Origin of the sequence: Micromonospora sp. NBRC 107095 (assembly GCF_030269705.1) — a bacterium.
GTDB classification, from domain to species: domain Bacteria; phylum Actinomycetota; class Actinomycetes; order Mycobacteriales; family Micromonosporaceae; genus Micromonospora; species Micromonospora parva.
The window spans coordinates 608,045-624,320 of sequence record NZ_BSTU01000001.1 but is presented as its reverse complement, the minus strand read 5'-3'; the positions used below and the strand labels follow the sequence as shown (position 1 = coordinate 624,320).

The window sequence follows — 16,276 nt, the reverse complement described above, 5'->3', positions numbered from 1 at the left end:
TGCATCACCACGAACTGCGCCACCACAACCTGTGCCACCGCGACCTGCATCCCCGACCTGCATCACCACGAACTGCGCCACCACGAACTGCGCCACCGCGACCTGTGCCACGACAACTGCGGACCACACCACGACCCCGCACCGCTGTGGTCGCACCACGACTTCGGCCCACTTCGGAACACGTCGGCCGCACCAGGACTGCGGACGCTGCGACGCTGGGTCCAGCGCGATTCGTTTGCGACATCAGCTCCAAAGGGAGTCTGAGGGAGGTGACCGACCCCGCGCCCCAGGCGGATCACCGCCCACTCTGCCGCCGGCCGGCGAGTCTCCGATGCCGCCGGCCGTTCGTCGCGAATCTCCCCGTCGCCGACTTCCCGTCACGGACCTCCGTCAGGGCCTGCGTCAGGGCCTGCGGTGATCGTCGAGGCGATGCGGCGGCGGAACCCCGAGCTGGACGGGCCGGCACCCTGGACCTGGACACCCCGGTCCCTCCGTCGGCAATCTCCGTCACGGACCTCCGTTCCCGATCTCCGGCGCCGATCTCCGTCGCGGATCACATTGAGCGGGGTGGGCTCGGGCGGCGAGGCGGGGGCGGGGCTAGCGTGGGGGTGTGGCGCTCTCTCTGGCGATCTCGCCCTGCCCCAACGACACGTTCGTCTTCCACGCACTGGTGCACGGGCTGGTGCCCGACGCGCCGCCGGTCGAGGTGACGTACGCCGACGTGGACGTCACCAACACGGCGGCCGAGCGGGGCGCGTTCGACCTAGTGAAGGTGAGCTTCGCGGCGCTGCCCTGGCTGCTCGACGACTACCACCTGTTGCCCTGCGGCGGCGCGCTCGGTCGCGGGTGCGGCCCGCTGGTGCTCACCCGCGGAGATCGTGACGGCGGGCCGGACCGCACCGACCTGACCGGCGCGACGGTGGCGGTGCCGGGCGATCGGACCACCGCGTACCTGCTGTTCCGGCTCTGGTCGGCCGGGCGACCGCCGGCCCGGATCGAGGTGGTCCCGTTCCACGAGATCATGCCGGGCGTGGCGGCAGGGCGCTACGACGCTGGGCTGGTCATCCACGAGGCCCGGTTCACCTACCACCGGCACGGCCTGAGCGCCCTGGTCGACCTCGGCGAATGGTGGGAAACCGACACCGGACTGCCCATCCCGCTCGGCGCGATCCTGGCCAAGCGTGGCGCGGTCGACCCGGAGGCCGCAGCCGGTTGGATCCGTGAGTCGGTCCGGCAGGCCTGGGCGGACCCGACGGCCAGCCGGGAGTACGTGCTGGCGCACGCCCAGGAGATGGAGCTCGACGTGGTGGACCGGCACATCGGCCTCTACGTCAACGAGTTCACCGCGGACCTGGGCGAAGCCGGTTTCGCCGCGGTGGCGGCACTGCTCGACCGGGCCGCCACCGCCGGCCTGGTGCCTCAGACCTCCAGCTCGCGGGCCACCGCGTGGACCAGCTGAGCGATCTTCTGCGCGGTCTTCTTGTCGGGGTACCGACCCCGGCGCAGGTCCGGCTGGACCTTTGCCTCCAGCACCTTGATCATGTCTTCGACCAGGCCGTGCAGCTCCTCGGCCGGTCGACGGCGCAGTTCCGCCATCGACGGCGGCGCGTCCAGCAGCTTGACGCCCATGGCCTGCGCGCCCCGGCGGCTGTCCACCACGCTGAAGTCGACCCGTTGGCCACCCTTGAGGTCGGTGACACCCGCCGGCAGCGCCCCCTTGGGCAGGAACACGTCGCCGCCCTCGTCACTGGTGACGAAGCCGTATCCCTTGGCCGTGTCGTACCACTTCACTCGACCCGTAGGCACCTGAAAACCCCTGCTTCACTTGAGCCGCTACTGCTCCAAGGCTAGCTGGATCATCCCGTCGAGCGCCGCTGGGAATTCGGTGAGCTCGTCCAGCACCACTTCCGCCCCGGCCGCGCGCAGCTCAGCCCGGGAGCACGGGCCGGTCGCGACACCGATGCCGGGCACCCCGGCAGCTGCCGCCGCCGCCATGTCCGCCACGTGGTCACCGACGTAGTGGGTGGCGCCGTGCTCCCGCAGGGCGGTCGCCTTCTGCTCGGCGAACAGGTCACCGGCCAACTCGTCGACCGTGAGGCCGAGATGATCCAGGTGCAACCGGGCCAACCGGCCGATCTTGGAGGTGACCACCAACACCCGGCCACCCCGGTCCCGGATCGCGTCGATGGCCTCCCGGGCACCCGGCAGCAGGAGCGTCGGCGTGATCGCGTACGCCGGGTACAGCTCGCGGTACACCCGTACGGCCGACTCGACCTGCTCCGGCGGGAACCAGTGCGCGATCTCGGTACGCAGCGGCGGCCCCAGCCGGGACACCGCCAGCTCGGCGTCGACCGGCACACCGGTCCTCGCGGTCAGCGCCCGGTACGCGGCGGCGATGCCGGGGCGGGAGTCCACCAGTGTCATGTCGAGGTCGAATCCGACGGTCAGTGCGGGCATGTCGAGAAACGTACCGGCTACTGGCGGTCGGCCGGACGTCCGAGGGGCGCGGAAGCCCGATGCCGGGCTAGCGTGGAAAGACGATGACCACCTCACTCGCCGACCACCTGCGGTCGCTGCCCGACGAGTCACTGGCCGCGCTCCTCCAGCTGCGGCCCGACCTCGTCGTGCCCGTGCCGGCCGATGTCTCCGCCCTGGCCATCCGGGCCCAGTCCCGGGTCTCCGTGGCCCGCGCGCTGGACGGGCTGGACCAGTTCACCCTCCAGATCCTCGACGCCGCCCGTCTCACCCGGAACCCGGACGACGCCACCACGGCCACCGACACCGTGCTCGCGATGGCGACCGCCGGACCGCAGCCACCCGCTCCGACGGCCGTCCGGGCCGCCGTGGGCCGACTGCGTGCGCTCTTCCTGCTGTACGGCCCGGAGCACGCGCTCCAGGTGGTGCCCGCCGTCGACGAGGTGTCCCCGTACCCCGCCGGGCTCGGCCGACCGGCCGCGGAGCTGGACCCGCGCACGGCAGCGCTCTGCGCGGACCCGGCGAAACTCCGCCGGACGGTGCTCGCCGCCCCGCCCTCCGCCCGGGCGATCCTGGACCGGTTGGCGGCCGGCCCGCCGGTCGGCAGCGTGCCGCCGGGGGCGTTGCAGGCGCCGCCGCTCGGTACGGAGGACCCGGTCCTCTCCGACCCCACCAACGGGGGTGCCCCGACCGGCTCCCCGGTGCGGTGGCTCGTCGACAACCGGCTGCTGGTCCCCGTGACGACCGGCTCGTCCACGGCCAGCGGAACTGTGGAGCTGCCCCGCGAGGTCGGCCTGCTGCTGCGCCGCGACACCGGCCCGCTCGGGCCCCTGCGCACCAGCCCACCGCCGGTGGCCGCCGCGCCGCGTGAGCCGAAGGCTGTCGACTCGGCCGGGGCCGGGCAGACCATGGAGGTGGTCCGGAACACCGAAGGGCTGCTGGAGCAACTCGCCGACGAGCCCGCGCCGGTGCTGCGCTCGGGTGGCATCGGTGTGCGGGACCTGCGCCGGTTGGCGCGTACCGCCGGGCTGGACGAACCGACCACCGCGCTGCTGCTGGAGGTGGCGTACGCGGCGGGGCTCCTGGGTGAGCTGGAGATGCCCGGGTCGGCCACCGGCCGGTACGGGGCGGATCAGCAGGTGCTGCCGACCGGCGGGTACGAGGTGTGGCGAGCCGCCTCACTGGCCCAACGGTGGGAGCAGCTCGCCCGAGCGTGGCTGACCATGACCCGGCAGGTGGGGCTGGTCGGCCGCCGGGACGACCGGGACCGGCCGATCGCCGCGCTCTCCGCCGAGGCCGAACGGGCCGGTGTGCCGGCCACCCGCCGGGCGGTGCTGGGCGTACTCGCCGATCTGGAACCGGCCACCGCGCCCACCCCGCAGGAGGTGCAGGACCTGCTGGACTGGCGGGCCCCGCGCCGCAGCCGGGGCCGGGACGCCGCCCACCGGGAGGTGCTGGCCGAGGCCGCGCAGCTGGGCCTGACGGGGTTGGGGGCGCTCACCACGTACGGTCGGCTGCTGCTGGGTGACCTGACGTCGACCGACGAGCGGGCCGACGACCCGCTGGGCGTGCACGCGGACATCGAGAGCGGCGACCCGTCCAGTGCCGCGCGGGCGCTGGACGCGTTGCTGCCCGCACCGGTCGACCACTTCCTGGTGCAGGCCGACCTGACCGTGGTGGTGCCCGGCCCACCCGAGCCGGCGCTCGCCGCCGAACTGGAGGCGATGACCGAGCTGGAGTCGGCCGGTGGGGCCAGCGTGCACCGGGTCACCACGGCGAGCGTGCGACGGGCGCTGGATTCCGGCTACACCGCTGACGACCTGCACGACGTGTTCCGGCGCCGGTCACGTACCCCGGTGCCGCAGGGGCTCACCTACCTGATCGACGACGTGGCCCGTAAGCACGGCGGGCTGCGGGTCGGCCTGGCCGGGGCGTACCTGCGCAGCGACGACGAGACGCTGATCAGTGAGGTGCTGGCCGACCGGCGGCTGGAGTCGTTGGCGTTGCGCCGGCTCGCGCCGACGGTGCTGTGCACGCAGTACCAGGTTGGTCGGTTGCTGGGCGCGCTTCGCGACGCCGGGTACGCGCCGGTGCAGGAGGACGGCACCGGCAGCACCGTGCTGGCCCGGCCGCGTATCCGGCGGGCCCCGCCCCGGGTGTCGGTGACCAGTCGTACGACCGATCCGCTGGCCGCCCCGAAGCTGCCCATGCCCCGGCTGCTCGGCGTGGTGGAGCACATCCGGCGGGGCGACGCGGCGGCGCGGGCGGCCCGACGCGCACCGGCGGTGGTACGCGGCGGCGCTCCAGGGCTGGGCGGGGGTCCGGTGCCGGCGCACACCCACAGTGAGGCCCTGGCGGTGCTCCAGCAGGCGGTCCGGGACAAGGCGCTGGTCTGGGTCGGTTACGTCGACGCGCACGGGGCGACCGCGTCGCGCCTGCTCAAACCGGTCTCGATCGGTGCCGGCTACCTGCGGGCCGAGGACGAACGGACCGAGATGCTGCACACGTTCGCGCTGCACCGGATCACCGCGGCGGTGGTGGCGGACTGACCGATGGCGCCGTCACGCGGGGCGCTGTCGGTCAGCGGCGGCTGCGGCGCACCGTGCCGATCACCGAGATGACCAGCAGCAGCGCGAAGCCGGCGCCGGCGGCCTCCCCGACCGAGTCGATGAAGCCCTGCTGGAGCACCAGCCAGCCGAAGAGGAACCACCCGAGCAGGAGCGTCGCCGCGACGGCGTACGCGATCACTGTCGCTCGGGACACCTCGTCGGGTGGTGCTTGCTCATGCTCCGCGATCACGTCATGGTCGACCGTCATGCCCAGCCTCCCCGCCCGGTCTGGCCCTGGACTCCAAGAGTGACACTCGAGAGTCCGGTCGGACAGGGGGTTACTGCCGCAATTCGCTGCGTGTCGCTCAGGTGCCGGGGCGGCGGCCGATCAGCACCACCCGGGTGCCGACCTTGCCGAGCTCCCACATCCGGACGGCGTCGGCGTGCAGCAGGTTGACGCAGCCGTGCGAGCCGATCGACTTCTCGTGCAGGTAGGTGGTGGTCTCGTGGAAGCCCATCCCCTGGGTGAAGTGCTGCCAGTACGGCAGCCACACCTCGTACGGGTCGGACCACTCCTTGGGGTTGCGGTAGTTGACGGTGTAGGTGCCGGCCGGGGTGCGGTAGCCGGACATGCCGGTGCGGGTCACCGTCGGCGCCATGATCACCTTGCCGGCGCGGAGCGCCCAGACGGTCTGTCGGGTCAGGTCCACGCAGAACGTGGTGCCCGTGCCGCCCTTGCAGCGGGCCGGGTCGGTGGTGGCGAGGCGCTGGGCCACGTCGAGGGTGGTCGGCCCGGCGCGACCCTCGACGGGGCGAATGCCGTACCTCTTCTGGAACTTCTTGATCGCGGCGCAGTCGGCGGCGGACTGCCGACCGTCCACGGTCACCGCCCCGAACCCACCCAACCGGGCCAGGTACGTCTCCACCGCGCGCTGGTGCTGGCCCTGGGGGCAGCCGGCGACGGTCGGCGTACCGCTGGGGGTCGGCTTGGTTGTGCTCGTGCGGGTCGGCTTCGGCGTGGGTTTCCGGGAGGGTTTCGCTGTGGGTACGGCCGGCGTGGGCCGGCCGTGCTGGTCCGGCCGGGGCGTGTCGCTCGCCCCCGTTGCCCGTTCTGCCGCACCGGCTGGGGCGGCTCCCCCGCCACCACTCCCACCGGACTGCGGCTCGAACGTGCACGCACCCGCGCCGACCAGCACGACCACCACGAGGGCGAGCAGCCGGGAAGTGGTCCGAAAATGCTTCATGGAGCCTCCCCTGACAATCGTCCCCTTCTTAGACGTTCGTGAGTGCCGTCACGGTTGCGCCGGGTGCGCATCTTTCTTCCGCCGTCTCGCATCGTGCAACACTGGATGGTCGGCCAGCGGCGGGTATGCGACCCGTTCGGCCGACGGCCAACCGAGGAGAGGACGCTGGCGTGAGCGGTGGACCACTGATCGTGCAGTCGGACAAGACCCTGCTGCTGGAGATCGACCACCCCGACGCGCAGGCCTGCCGGATGGCGATCGCGCCGTTCGCGGAGCTGGAACGCTCGCCGGAGCACGTGCACACCTACCGCCTGACCCCGCTGGGCCTGTGGAACGCCCGCGCGGCGGGGCACGACGCCGAGGGTGTCGTTGACTCGCTGATCAAGTACTCCCGCTATCCGGTGCCGCACGCGCTGCTGGTGGACGTGGCCGAGACGATGGACCGGTACGGCCGGTTGCAGCTTGCCAACGACCCGGCGTACGGGCTGGTGCTGCGCGCACTGGACCGGCTGGTGCTGATCGAGGTGGCCAAGAGCAAGAAGCTCGCCGGAATGCTCGGCGACAAGATCGACGACGACACCATCCGGGTGCACCCGTCCGAGCGGGGCCGACTCAAGCAGGCGCTACTCAAGCTGGGTTGGCCGGCGGAGGACCTGGCCGGTTACGTCGACGGCGAGGCGCACCCGATCGAGCTGGCCGAGGCCGGCAAGGACGGGCGCAAGCCGTGGACGCTGCGGTCGTACCAGCGGGAGGCCGTCGAGGCGTTCTGGGCCGGCGGGTCGGGGGTGGTGGTGCTGCCCTGCGGCGCCGGCAAGACACTGGTCGGCGCGGCGGCGATGGCCGAGGCGAAGGCGACGACGCTGATCCTGGTGACCAACACGGTGGCGGGACGGCAGTGGAAGCGGGAGCTGATCGCCCGCACCTCGCTGACCGAGGAGGAGATCGGCGAGTACTCGGGCGAGCGCAAGGAGATCCGTCCGGTCACCATCGCCACGTACCAGGTGCTCACCTCGCGGCGCGGCGGCGCGTTCACCCACCTGGACCTGTTCGGGGCCCGCGACTGGGGCCTGGTCGTCTACGACGAGGTGCACCTGCTGCCCGCGCCGATCTTCCGGTTCACCGCGGACCTCCAGGCCCGCCGCCGGCTGGGCCTCACCGCGACCCTGGTACGCGAGGACGGCCGCGAGGGTGACGTGTTCAGCCTGATCGGGCCGAAGCGGTACGACGCGCCGTGGAAGGACATCGAGTCGCAGGGCTGGATCGCCCCGGCCGAGTGCACCGAGGTCCGGGTGACCCTGACCGACGCGGAGCGGATGTCGTACGCGACGGCGGAGGCCGAGGAGCGTTACCGGATGGCGGCGACCGCCCGCACCAAGCTGCCGGTGGTGAAGGCGCTCGTCGACCGGCACCCGGAGGACCAGGTGCTGGTGATCGGCGCGTACATCGACCAGTTGCACCAGCTCGGCGAATATCTGGACGCGCCGATCATCCAGGGCTCGACCACCAACAAGGAGCGGGAGCGGCTCTTCGACGCGTTCCGGTCCGGTTCGCTGCGGACCTTGGTGATCTCGAAGGTGGGTAACTTCTCCATCGACCTGCCCGAGGCGGCGGTGGCGATCCAGGTGTCCGGGACGTTCGGGTCACGCCAGGAGGAGGCGCAGCGCCTGGGCCGGGTGCTGCGGCCGAAGGCCGACGGCCGGCAGGCGCACTTCTACACGGTGGTGTCCCGGGACACGATCGACACGGAGTACGCGGCCCACCGGCAGCGCTTCCTCGCCGAGCAGGGGTACGCGTACACGATCGTCGACGCCGACGACGTCCTCGGCCCGAAGCTGCCGACCGTCGACTGACCCGCGCGGCCTTGATCGACTCGGTTTTCAGGAAGTCGGGGTGTCCGGGGCAGGCTGATGCCCCGGTTTCCTGGAACCCGAGTCGATCGCCGGTTGGGGGCGGGGACGCGGTGTCTCTCGCGCTCGCTATGGAGCTGATGTCGTAAACGAATCGGCCGGATCCGGGTGTGCAGCAGTTCGTTGTTGTCGCATGGTTCACTGTCGCGCATGTCGTGGCGGAGGGTTCGGTCGTCTCTGGCGGTCGTCGCGACGGCCGTCGTGGCGGTGGCAGGAATGGCCGCCTGGCGGTGGACGCACAACCACCCGCCGTACGGTCCGGAGGCCCTGGCCATCACGTCCTCGCTCACCCTCGTCAGCTACGCGGAGGCGCAGGCGGCTCTCGGCGAGAAGACCCGCCCGCCGCTGGTCTCCGACGAACGCGACCAACTGGTGCTGGGCCGGGTCGCCTGGCAGCCGCCTCCCGAGCCACTCGACGGCGGCTACTTCGCGGTATTCCTCATCGACAAGCGCACCAACCGCAAGCCTGGCGACTTCGCCGTCTCCGCTCCGCAGGAGACCGTCAGCCTCGGCAGCGCCGGCGTCGAGAACAGGATCGCCGAACGCTATGCCTGGCTACGGGGAGCGGGCGGCGTCAAGGTCGGAGACAACGGGTGGCGGAGCAACGGCAACAGACTTGGCGTGTACGACGAGACGGCCACGCCACTGACATTCGTCGCGCTTCTTCCCTATGCCACTGATGCTGCTCGGAAGCCGACGGTAGCCACCGCGCCGGTGGGGATGTCCGACCTCCTGTTGGCTCTGGTCTACCTGGGGCCGGACGGGCAGGTCTACTGGGCGCAACGGCTCCAAGGCTGAGCCATCGACGCGGGCGGTCGGTCGGTGAACCGAGCATGCCGGATTCTGACGGCGACGCTCACCGGGAGAAACGGTCCACCAGCATCGCCAGCCGACGATCGTGGTCGGCGCGGCGGAGCCGCCCGCTGCGCATCAGCGTGACCAGCCCGTGCAGGCCGCTCCAGAACGTCTCGGTGACCGCCTCCAGGTCGTCGTCCCCGACGAACGGGCGCACCGTCTCGGCCAACTCGGCGAAGCCCCGGGCCAGGTCGGTCGGGACCTCCTGGCTGGCGAACGGCAGGTCCACGGCGAGGGTGAACATCGCGTCGTAGATCGCGGGCCGTTGCTGGGCGAACGCGACGTACGCGGCTGCCACCTGAGCGACCGCCTGCCGGGGGTCGGCGGCGGCGGCCCGAGCCGAGACCAGTGCGGTTGCCAGCTCGGCGAAGCCCTCGACGGCCACCGCCGCCATGATGGCGTCCTTGCCCTTGAAGTGGCTGTAGAGCACGGGCTGGCTGTACTCGATCTCGGCGGCGAGGCGGCGGGTGGTTACCGCGTCCCAGCCTTCGGCCAACGCCAGGTCCCGTGCCGCGGCGATGATCGCCTGCTCCCGTTCAGCCCGCTCACGCTCCCGGCGCGCCTGTGTCGACATGACAGCGATCCTAGCACCGCTAGCGTTCCTGTCGACGCTCTGCTAGCGTCGCTCTCATATCTAGCAGCGCTAGGAAATGGAGCGGACTAATGCTTGCACCCCTCGCCTACGGGCTCGCCGTCGTACTCAGCCTCTTCGTCGTCTTCATCGGTGCGCGGTTCCTGCTGGTACCGCAGGCTGCAGCCGCCGGGTACGGCGTACCGGCCCGACCGGACGGCGACACCGCCTACCTGACGGTCAAAGGGCTGAAGGACCTCACCTTCGGGTTGCTCGGCCTCGCCCTGATCGCCTTCACCACCGCCGACGCGGTCGCGTGGTACATGCTGGTCGTCGCGCTCGTCCCGCTGGGCGACACCCTCATCGTGCTGCGCAACGGCGGGACGAAGGCCGTCGCCTTCGGCATCCACTTCGCCACCGCCGTCGTCGTCCTCCTGAACGCCGCCCTGCTGTTCGCCCTGTGAGCGCGCGGGGCCCCCGGCTCACGACGTGGGGGGTGGGCAGCGGTCGGGGAGGGTGACCTCGCCGGGGCGGTGCTCGAAGGTGTCCATCGTGAACCACTCGTCCAACTCCGGGTCGAAGAGGTTCTGCAGGCCGAACTGCAACACCTGCCACCAGCGGCTCGGGTCGCGCTGGTCGACGTAGATGTCGCCGAGCGCGATCGGGAACCGGAAGAACTCCCCCGGCACTGTGGACCCGCCGACGACCCCGACCCGCCAGTGGTCGACGTGCCGGTCCTCGGCACCACCCTGCAGGATCTCCGGCCCCACGTAGCGGGCGGTCTTGAGCTTGTCGTTGAAGATCTGCCGGTTGAAGAACCCCGGGACCTTGCTGCATTCGCGCGGTGGGAACAGCGGGATGTTCGGCCACTTGTAGGTGAGCGTGTAGAGGGTGTTCTCGTAGATCAGGTTCGTGAACCAGATCGGGTGGTCCGGGCCGCCGGCGATCATCTGGCTGTTGCCGTCACGGCCCTGCCACGAGAACGGCACGTCGATGCCAAGGTCCCGCACGACGTACCGGCCGCTGCCCTGGAAGTCGGCGGGGAGCAGCGGCGGACGCGGCTCACGCGGAGCGGGGACCGTGGGGCCATCGGCCTGGGCCGCCCGGGGCTGCGGCGCCGCCGCCGGTCCCGGCGCGACCACACCCAGGGCGAACAGACCGCCGGCCACCGCCGCAACCACAACCCGAGGTGTACGCCTCGACGCCATCTGCCCTCCGCCGCTGCTCCTGCCGGGGCGGGGCGCTCCCACCGCGCGCCCGCCTTCGGCGAAGCGTAGGAGCAGGAAAAACGTGAGAACGGACGGAAGGAAGGGCCTCCACCGGACGGGTGACGCACCGGGCCGGGCCTGTGCGCGGGGCCGGACAGCGCACCGGCCCGGGACCGAAACAGTCCCCGGCCGGCGTTCACGCGAACCTGACTACGTGATCAGCTTCCAGGGGCCGTTCTTGTCACCGGGTTCCTGGCCGCGAGTCCACCACTTCGCCTCGTACACGTGGCCCTTGAAGGACACCCGGTCGCCGGCGACGTACACCTTGCTGAGCGTCCAGGCCGCAGGGCTGTTGTCCGGCGGGGTGGGGGCGATCTCCACCCAGGAGCCGTTGCGGTCACCCGGCTTCTGGTTGCGGGTGTACCACTGGGCCCGCCACTTCTTGCCGTCGTACATGGCGAAGTCGCCGGAGTTGAAGATCCCCGACGCGGTTTAGATCGCCGTACCGTCCTCGGTCATGGCGATAGTTCTTCAGGAACGGCGAGTACGTGTCGATACCACACCTCGGCGTGCGCGCCACGCCCGCCGTGGGCGCGACGGCGCTGAATCGTCTACGTCAACAACTCCACAGGTGGAGACAGCCGCGCCGCCGGGCGACCGGGTGACGAGGGTCAGCGGCTCAGGACGGTCTCCCGCTCCATGTGTGACAGCTTCGCGGGATTCCGCACGGCGTAGATCCCGGTGACGAGGCCGTCGTCGATGCGTACGGCCACGACAGTGTCCAGCTCGCCGTCGAGGTGGACGACGAGCGCCGGGTAGCCGTTGACCTGCGCCGGCCGCAGCGAGGTGACACCCGGCACCTTGCCCCACCCGCCGGCCAGTAGGCGGGCCACCTTGTCGGCGCCGAGGATGGGCCGCGGGACGGCCTGTTTGATGCCGCCGCCGTCGCCGAGGAGGACGACGTCCGGCGCGAGGATGTCGAGCAGGCTCTGAAGGTCGCCGGTTTCGATGGCCCGCTGAAACGCGTCAAGCGCGCTCCGGGTCTCGGCCGCGGACACAACCTGGCGGGGTCGGCGCGCGGCGACGTGCGCGCGGGCACGGTGGGTGATCTGGCGGACGGCGGCCGGGCTCTTCTCGACCGCTTCGGCGATCTCGTCGTACCCGAGGTCGAACACCTCGCGCAGCACGAACACGGCGCGTTCGGTCGGCGCGAGGGTTTCCAGCACCAACAGCATGGCCATCGAGACGCTGTCGGCCAGCGCAATGTCCTCGGCCACGTCGGGGGCGGTGAGCAGCGGCTCGGGCAGCCAGGAGCCGACGTAGGACTCCTTGCGGCGGCCGAGCGTCCGCAGCCGGATGAGTGACTGCCGGGTGGTGATGCGGACCAGGTAGGCCCGCTGGTCGTGGACCATGCCCAGGTCGACGCCCGCCCATCGCAGCCAGGTTTCCTGGAGTACGTCCTCCGCGTCGGCGGCCGAGCCGAGCATTTCGTACGCGACGGTGAAGAGCAGGTTGCGGTGGGCGAGGAACGCCTCGGTGGCCCGGTCCGGGCGGTCGTCAGCGGCGGCGGTCTGCGGCGTGCCCACCATGGGTGACTCCTGTTCGCTCGACTGCGTCGCCCATCAGATGCCGGACCCGGTCGCTCTGTGACACCCCCGGCCTGTGGCGGTCGTCACCCCGGCCGCGCCGTCACAGATCGGGGATGGCCGGCATCTCATGGTCGTCCGATCGAACGATGCGAGTGAAGGACGGAACCATGGACGCCCGATTCAACATGTTCGACAACGAGACCGCGATGAAGTTCTTCAAGCGGTTCGCGAACGCCGGCCAGGTGATCCAGCGGTCGTCGCTGCCGCAGTCCACGCAGGAGCTGGTGTCGCTGCGGGCCAGCCAGATCAACGGCTGCGGCTGGTGCATCGACATGCACACCAAGGACGCGGTGGCGGCCGGTGAGAGCGCGGTCCGGCTGAACCTGGTGGCCGCCTGGCGTGAGGCCACTGTCTTCACCGAGGCCGAGCAGGCCGCGCTGGCGCTCGCCGAGGAGGGCACCCGGCTCGCCGACGCCCACCAGGGCGTGTCCGACGAGACCTGGGCTCAGGTGCGCAAGCACTACGACGACGACCAGATCGCCGCGCTGGTCGCCCTGGTCGCCCTGATCAACGCGGCCAACCGGCTCGCCGTGATCGTGCACCAGCGGGGTGGTTCGTACCAGCCGGGCATGTTCGCCGCCGCGTTCGACTGAACGGGAGGCGTGCCCGGTCCGGGATCGTCCGACCCTGGACCGGGCACGCCGGCCATCAGCGGAGGCGGTGTGGAGGCCGACGCTGCGCTGGACGCGGCCCGCCAGCCGCCGACAAGGCCTGCGTCAGCCGGCGCCGCCGGCCCGGAACGCCACCCAGGCGTCGCTCATCCGGTCGGCCTGACCCGGCGTGAACATGTTCATGCAGGAGTCCTGGGTGTAGTCCATGAAGTTGTGGATCGGGTCGAGTCCGGGCGCGGTGCAGGTGTCCGCACCCACCGGGCAGTCGAACTGCGGCGCCGCCTCGCGCGGGGTGTCCGCGACGAAGTCACCGGACGCGGAGCAGCCGTGCGCGAAGGTGTGCTCCAGCATCAGCCAGTGCCCGACCTCGTGCGTCAGCGTGTCACCCAGGGCGTACTTGCCGGCCGTGCCGCCCGGCATCGACTCGTCGAGCATCACCACGCCGTCGATGTAGTCGCGCCCGTTGTTGTAGCCCTTGGGGAAGTACGCCCAGCCGAGCAGCCCACCGCCGATGTTGGCCGCGTACACGTTCAGGGTCTCGGAGTCGCCGGTGTACAGCGCCTTCTTCATGTCCCGTTCGTTCTTGCCCGGCACGACCGTGTACCACGCGCTGTTCACCGTCCACGTGGTGTCGACGAGCGAGAAGCGGAACGGGGTGTCGGCGGCGTCGCCGGCCGTGCGGCCCGCGAACGAATCGTTGAGCACCGTCATCTGCGCGGCGATCAGGGTGTTCCACCTGGTCGTCTCCGCTGCGGTGAGCGGATGGTCGGAGATCATGTGGAAGACCGTCGGGATGGTCACGCTGCCGTTGGGCAGACGCGGCGCGTCCTTGATCACGCCGTAGGCGTTCGCCTCGTTCTTGGCGTACAGCGCCGGCTCCTGGGCGGTGGCGCCCTCGGCGACCCGGGCCGCGCCGTGCGCGTCGGCACCCGGCTCACAGGCGGTGACGCCCGGGGAGGCGGTCGTGGGCGCGGCCGTGGCGAGCGCCCCGGAGGCGCCGCCGGACGCCAGGACCGTCGCGGCGGTGGCGGTGAGGACCGCAAGTCGGAAGGTCGATCTTCTGCGCATCGGTGCACCTTTCGTGAGGGAGGCGGTGCCGGGTCGATGGCGTCGCTGTTCGGTATGAGAACACGCCGACGGCATCGACAAAAGCCCCTCTGAGCAGGGTGAATGCCGATGTAACGGAACAGGATCGCGGAGCGCTGTTTGGCGTCCGGAGCAGGGTCAGAGGACCCGGGTGACCTGCTCGGCGGCGACGACCGCGTCCCGCCGCGCCGGGTCGAGATTGGCGCTGATCACCACGGACGCGCCGGCCGACAGCGGCGCGAGCAACCACTTCAGCGGCTGCTCGGTCTCGGCCGCGTCGACCAGCAGCCGGTCACCGGTGCGCAGGTCCATCATCGCGGCGACCTCCCGGGCGAGCGCCCCCCACTGCCCGTAGGTGGTGCCGTCCGCGCTGGCCGGGTCCGACGGGCGGATGGCGGTGTGGTCGGGTGTGACGTCCGAGTGGCGAAGCACCTCGGCGGACCAGTCCAGCCAGCCCAACGGCACGTCGGTCAACCGACCCGGCCCGGTGCCGACGAGGTAGCGGTGCGGGGCGTCCGGCACGTCCTCCAGCCAGTCGTCCTGCCGCTGCGGGGTCACGAAGACCGCGTCGAACGGCCGGTCACCGCCCGGCTCCAGCACGGGCAGGCCCGCCGTGGCGCGCGGCCGGAACGACACCGCCAGGCCCGAGGCCCACGCGCCCAACAACACCGCGGCGGTACGCCAGTGCGGCGGCAGCAGGACCGCTACGCGGCTGCCGGGGCCAAGGCCACAGCCGTCCCGCAGCAGGCTGGCACTGCGCGCCGCCCACGAACCGACCTGCTGTGCGGTCAGGTCGACCCGCTCGCCGGTCGCCCCGTCGCGGTAGCTGAGCAGCGGACTCTCGGCCTCGACGGGTCGGGCCGCCAGGTCGGCCGTGACGGTTGGCTGCATCTCCACACTCCCCGGTGACGACAACGGATTCACCCTACTCAACGACTTTGGTCGTACCCGTCGTCGGCCGATGGCCGTAGCGGTTGGCCGGGTGGCCGGCGCACGGTGCGGGGGACGACAGCGAAACACCGTCGAGGAGCATTCATGCCAACCGGATCCGACCCGGGCACCGCCACCGATCCCGCCGTCGGCCGCCCGGCCGCCGCTGACCGTCCGCGTCGGCGGCTCCTGCCGGTGATCGCGTTGCTGCTGCTCGCGCCGTGGGCGGCCGAGTGTTCGTGGGGTGGCTTCGCCATCGACGACTTCCTGCCGGTGCTGATCTTCCTCGGCCCGATGTACGGCGGGGCGGCGATCCTGATCCGGGAGACCGCCCGGCACCTCGGCGCGGGTTGGCCGACGATCGTGCTGCTCGCCGCCGCGTTCGGCGTCCTCCAGGCTGGCCTGGTCGACCAGTCGCTGTTCAACCCGCACTACCTCGACGACACCCAGTACGCCGACACCCGTGCCGCCGCCGAGGCGTCGCTGGTGCCAGGACTCGAATTCAGCCTCCGGCAGGCCTTCGACTACGTGGGCAACCACATCGTGCTGACCATCTGCGCGCCGATCGTGCTGGTCGAGTCGTTCCTCGGACCGGGATACCGGCTCCGGCCGTGGCTCGGCCGACCCGGGCTGGCCGTGGTCGCCGCGCTGTACCTGCTCGGCAGCCTCCTGATCTTCGCGTCCGACGGGGGCCGGAAGAACTTCCTGGCCAGCCCCCTGCAACTGACCTTCGCCGCGGTGGTCGTCCTCGCCCTGGTCGCGACGGCAGTGCTGCCCCGCTGGCGTCGCCCCGCTCCGCGCCGGACCCGCCGGCTGCCGCATCCGCTGTGGCTGGGCCTGCTGGTCGTCCTCGTCCGGCTCGGCGCCGATCTCGCGCCAGGCTGGGCGGGGGTGGCCATCGCGCTGGTGCTCGCCGCGATCATGGGGGCCGCCATCGCGTACTGGTCGTCGGGCGTGCACTGGGGGCAGCGGCACGTGCTCGCGGCCGGCTCGGCCAGCGTGGTCAGCGCCGCCGCGTTCGCCTACCTGGTGCCGCCGTACTCCCCGGGGAACCCGACGGCGGCCCTGGCCGGCGACATCGCGGTCACCGTCATCACCGGGGCCCTGGTGGGCGGCGCCTGGTGGCGGCTGCGCCGTGCTTCGCCGACTGTTCACGTCGGCGAAAGCTGATGCTCCCCAACAGCTGTCAGC

Annotated in this window: 17 protein-coding genes; 7 read left to right on the top strand and 10 right to left on the bottom strand. The window is 71.5% G+C overall.

The window, feature by feature from the left end; translation table 11 throughout:
- Positions 1-610: 610 nt before the first annotated feature.
- On the top strand, positions 611-1,459 hold the full coding sequence (locus QSK15_RS02990) for a 1,4-dihydroxy-6-naphtoate synthase (protein ID WP_285792774.1): 849 nt from the start codon (positions 611-613) through the stop codon (positions 1,457-1,459).
- Here the strand turns inward: QSK15_RS02990 and QSK15_RS02985 are convergent.
- Both QSK15_RS02985 and QSK15_RS02980 read right to left on the bottom strand, forming a co-directional pair.
- Positions 1,420-1,806: a cold-shock protein gene (locus QSK15_RS02985; RefSeq protein WP_088986676.1), complete on the bottom strand. Its 387-nt coding sequence runs from the start codon at positions 1,804-1,806 to the stop codon at positions 1,420-1,422. The two genes, QSK15_RS02990 and QSK15_RS02985, sit on opposite strands and share 40 nt — an antisense overlap.
- Before the next feature lie 27 nt (positions 1,807-1,833).
- Positions 1,834-2,457, bottom strand: coding sequence for an HAD family hydrolase (locus QSK15_RS02980; protein WP_030329654.1), 624 nt, complete (start codon positions 2,455-2,457; stop codon positions 1,834-1,836).
- A gap of 83 nt (positions 2,458-2,540) precedes the next feature.
- Here QSK15_RS02980 and QSK15_RS02975 point away from each other — a divergent pair, with 83 nt between their 5' ends.
- A complete protein-coding gene (locus QSK15_RS02975; RefSeq protein ID WP_285792773.1) occupies positions 2,541-5,024 on the top strand; it encodes a helicase-associated domain-containing protein in 2,484 nt (827 codons plus the stop codon).
- A gap of 31 nt (positions 5,025-5,055) precedes the next feature.
- Here the strand turns inward: QSK15_RS02975 and QSK15_RS02970 are convergent, their stop codons facing one another.
- Positions 5,056-5,292 carry a hypothetical protein gene (locus QSK15_RS02970; RefSeq protein ID WP_210864968.1) on the bottom strand — a complete coding sequence of 79 codons (237 nt, stop codon included), beginning with the start codon at positions 5,290-5,292 and terminating at the stop codon, positions 5,056-5,058.
- A 97-nt stretch (positions 5,293-5,389) separates the two neighbouring features.
- Positions 5,390-6,268 carry a L,D-transpeptidase family protein gene (locus tag QSK15_RS02965; protein WP_285792772.1) on the bottom strand — a complete coding sequence of 293 codons (879 nt, stop codon included), beginning with the start codon at positions 6,266-6,268 and terminating at the stop codon, positions 5,390-5,392.
- Positions 6,269-6,438: 170 nt separating this feature from the next.
- Between QSK15_RS02965 and QSK15_RS02960 the strand changes: the two genes are divergently transcribed.
- A complete protein-coding gene (locus QSK15_RS02960; protein WP_285792771.1) occupies positions 6,439-8,118 on the top strand; it encodes a DNA repair helicase XPB in 1,680 nt (559 codons plus the stop codon).
- 273 nt (positions 8,119-8,391) lie between these two features.
- A complete protein-coding gene (locus QSK15_RS02955) occupies positions 8,392-8,973 on the top strand; it encodes a hypothetical protein (protein WP_285792770.1) in 582 nt (193 codons plus the stop codon).
- A gap of 58 nt (positions 8,974-9,031) precedes the next feature.
- Here the strand turns inward: QSK15_RS02955 and QSK15_RS02950 are convergent, their stop codons facing one another.
- Positions 9,032-9,604 carry a TetR/AcrR family transcriptional regulator gene (locus QSK15_RS02950; protein WP_285792769.1) on the bottom strand — a complete coding sequence of 191 codons (573 nt, stop codon included), beginning with the start codon at positions 9,602-9,604 and terminating at the stop codon, positions 9,032-9,034.
- Between the two features lie 89 nt (positions 9,605-9,693).
- Between QSK15_RS02950 and QSK15_RS02945 the strand changes: the two genes are divergently transcribed.
- A complete protein-coding gene (locus tag QSK15_RS02945) occupies positions 9,694-10,065 on the top strand; it encodes a DUF4267 domain-containing protein (RefSeq protein WP_285792768.1) in 372 nt (123 codons plus the stop codon).
- Between the two features lie 18 nt (positions 10,066-10,083).
- On the opposite strand, the gene QSK15_RS02940 is transcribed toward QSK15_RS02945, so the two are convergent.
- The 3 genes from QSK15_RS02940 to QSK15_RS02930 all read right to left on the bottom strand — a co-directional run bounded on the left by QSK15_RS02940 (position 10,084) and on the right by QSK15_RS02930 (position 12,398).
- Positions 10,084-10,770, bottom strand: coding sequence for a hypothetical protein (locus tag QSK15_RS02940; protein ID WP_285792767.1), 687 nt, complete (start codon positions 10,768-10,770; stop codon positions 10,084-10,086).
- Positions 10,771-11,019: 249 nt separating this feature from the next.
- Positions 11,020-11,265 (bottom strand): carbohydrate-binding protein, encoded by a 246-nt coding sequence (locus tag QSK15_RS02935; RefSeq protein WP_285792766.1) that lies wholly within the window; start codon positions 11,263-11,265, stop codon positions 11,020-11,022.
- 215 nt (positions 11,266-11,480) lie between these two features.
- Positions 11,481-12,398 carry an RNA polymerase sigma-70 factor gene (locus QSK15_RS02930; RefSeq protein ID WP_285792765.1) on the bottom strand — a complete coding sequence of 306 codons (918 nt, stop codon included), beginning with the start codon at positions 12,396-12,398 and terminating at the stop codon, positions 11,481-11,483.
- A 167-nt stretch (positions 12,399-12,565) separates the two neighbouring features.
- On the opposite strand from QSK15_RS02930, the gene QSK15_RS02925 reads away from it, so the two are divergent.
- Positions 12,566-13,051: a carboxymuconolactone decarboxylase family protein gene (locus QSK15_RS02925; protein WP_285792764.1), complete on the top strand. Its 486-nt coding sequence runs from the start codon at positions 12,566-12,568 to the stop codon at positions 13,049-13,051.
- Between the two features lie 123 nt (positions 13,052-13,174).
- Here the strand turns inward: QSK15_RS02925 and QSK15_RS02920 are convergent, their stop codons facing one another.
- A complete protein-coding gene (locus QSK15_RS02920; protein ID WP_285792763.1) occupies positions 13,175-14,137 on the bottom strand; it encodes a zinc metalloprotease in 963 nt (320 codons plus the stop codon).
- A 156-nt stretch (positions 14,138-14,293) separates the two neighbouring features.
- Positions 14,294-15,046, bottom strand: coding sequence for a TIGR03089 family protein (locus QSK15_RS02915; protein ID WP_285792762.1), 753 nt, complete (start codon positions 15,044-15,046; stop codon positions 14,294-14,296).
- Between the two features lie 144 nt (positions 15,047-15,190).
- Here QSK15_RS02915 and QSK15_RS02910 point away from each other — a divergent pair, with 144 nt between their 5' ends.
- Positions 15,191-16,255: a hypothetical protein gene (locus tag QSK15_RS02910; protein ID WP_285792761.1), complete on the top strand. Its 1,065-nt coding sequence runs from the start codon at positions 15,191-15,193 to the stop codon at positions 16,253-16,255.
- Positions 16,256-16,276: the final 21 nt, after the last annotated feature.

Excerpts from the sequence above, each read along its gene's own strand:
- QSK15_RS02915 (WP_285792762.1), bottom strand. The coding sequence starts at position 15,046 with ATGCAGCCAACCGTCACGGCCGACCTGGCGGCCCGACCCGTCGAGGCC.
- QSK15_RS02925 (WP_285792764.1), top strand. The coding sequence starts at position 12,566 with ATGGACGCCCGATTCAACATGTTCGACAACGAGACCGCGATGAAGTTC.
- QSK15_RS02955 (WP_285792770.1), top strand. The coding sequence starts at position 8,392 with ATGGCCGCCTGGCGGTGGACGCACAACCACCCGCCGTACGGTCCGGAG.
- QSK15_RS02930 (WP_285792765.1), bottom strand. The coding sequence starts at position 12,398 with ATGGTGGGCACGCCGCAGACCGCCGCCGCTGACGACCGCCCGGACCGG.
- QSK15_RS02910 (WP_285792761.1), top strand. The coding sequence starts at position 15,191 with ATGCCAACCGGATCCGACCCGGGCACCGCCACCGATCCCGCCGTCGGC.
- QSK15_RS02945 (WP_285792768.1), top strand. The coding sequence starts at position 9,694 with ATGCTTGCACCCCTCGCCTACGGGCTCGCCGTCGTACTCAGCCTCTTC.
- QSK15_RS02920 (WP_285792763.1), bottom strand. The coding sequence starts at position 14,137 with ATGCGCAGAAGATCGACCTTCCGACTTGCGGTCCTCACCGCCACCGCC.
- QSK15_RS02965 (WP_285792772.1), bottom strand. The coding sequence starts at position 6,268 with ATGAAGCATTTTCGGACCACTTCCCGGCTGCTCGCCCTCGTGGTGGTC.
- QSK15_RS02980 (WP_030329654.1), bottom strand. The coding sequence starts at position 2,457 with ATGCCCGCACTGACCGTCGGATTCGACCTCGACATGACACTGGTGGAC.
- QSK15_RS02970 (WP_210864968.1), bottom strand. The coding sequence starts at position 5,292 with ATGACGGTCGACCATGACGTGATCGCGGAGCATGAGCAAGCACCACCC.
- QSK15_RS02935 (WP_285792766.1), bottom strand. The coding sequence starts at position 11,265 with ATGTACGACGGCAAGAAGTGGCGGGCCCAGTGGTACACCCGCAACCAG.
- QSK15_RS02950 (WP_285792769.1), bottom strand. The coding sequence starts at position 9,604 with ATGTCGACACAGGCGCGCCGGGAGCGTGAGCGGGCTGAACGGGAGCAG.
- QSK15_RS02975 (WP_285792773.1), top strand. The coding sequence starts at position 2,541 with ATGACCACCTCACTCGCCGACCACCTGCGGTCGCTGCCCGACGAGTCA.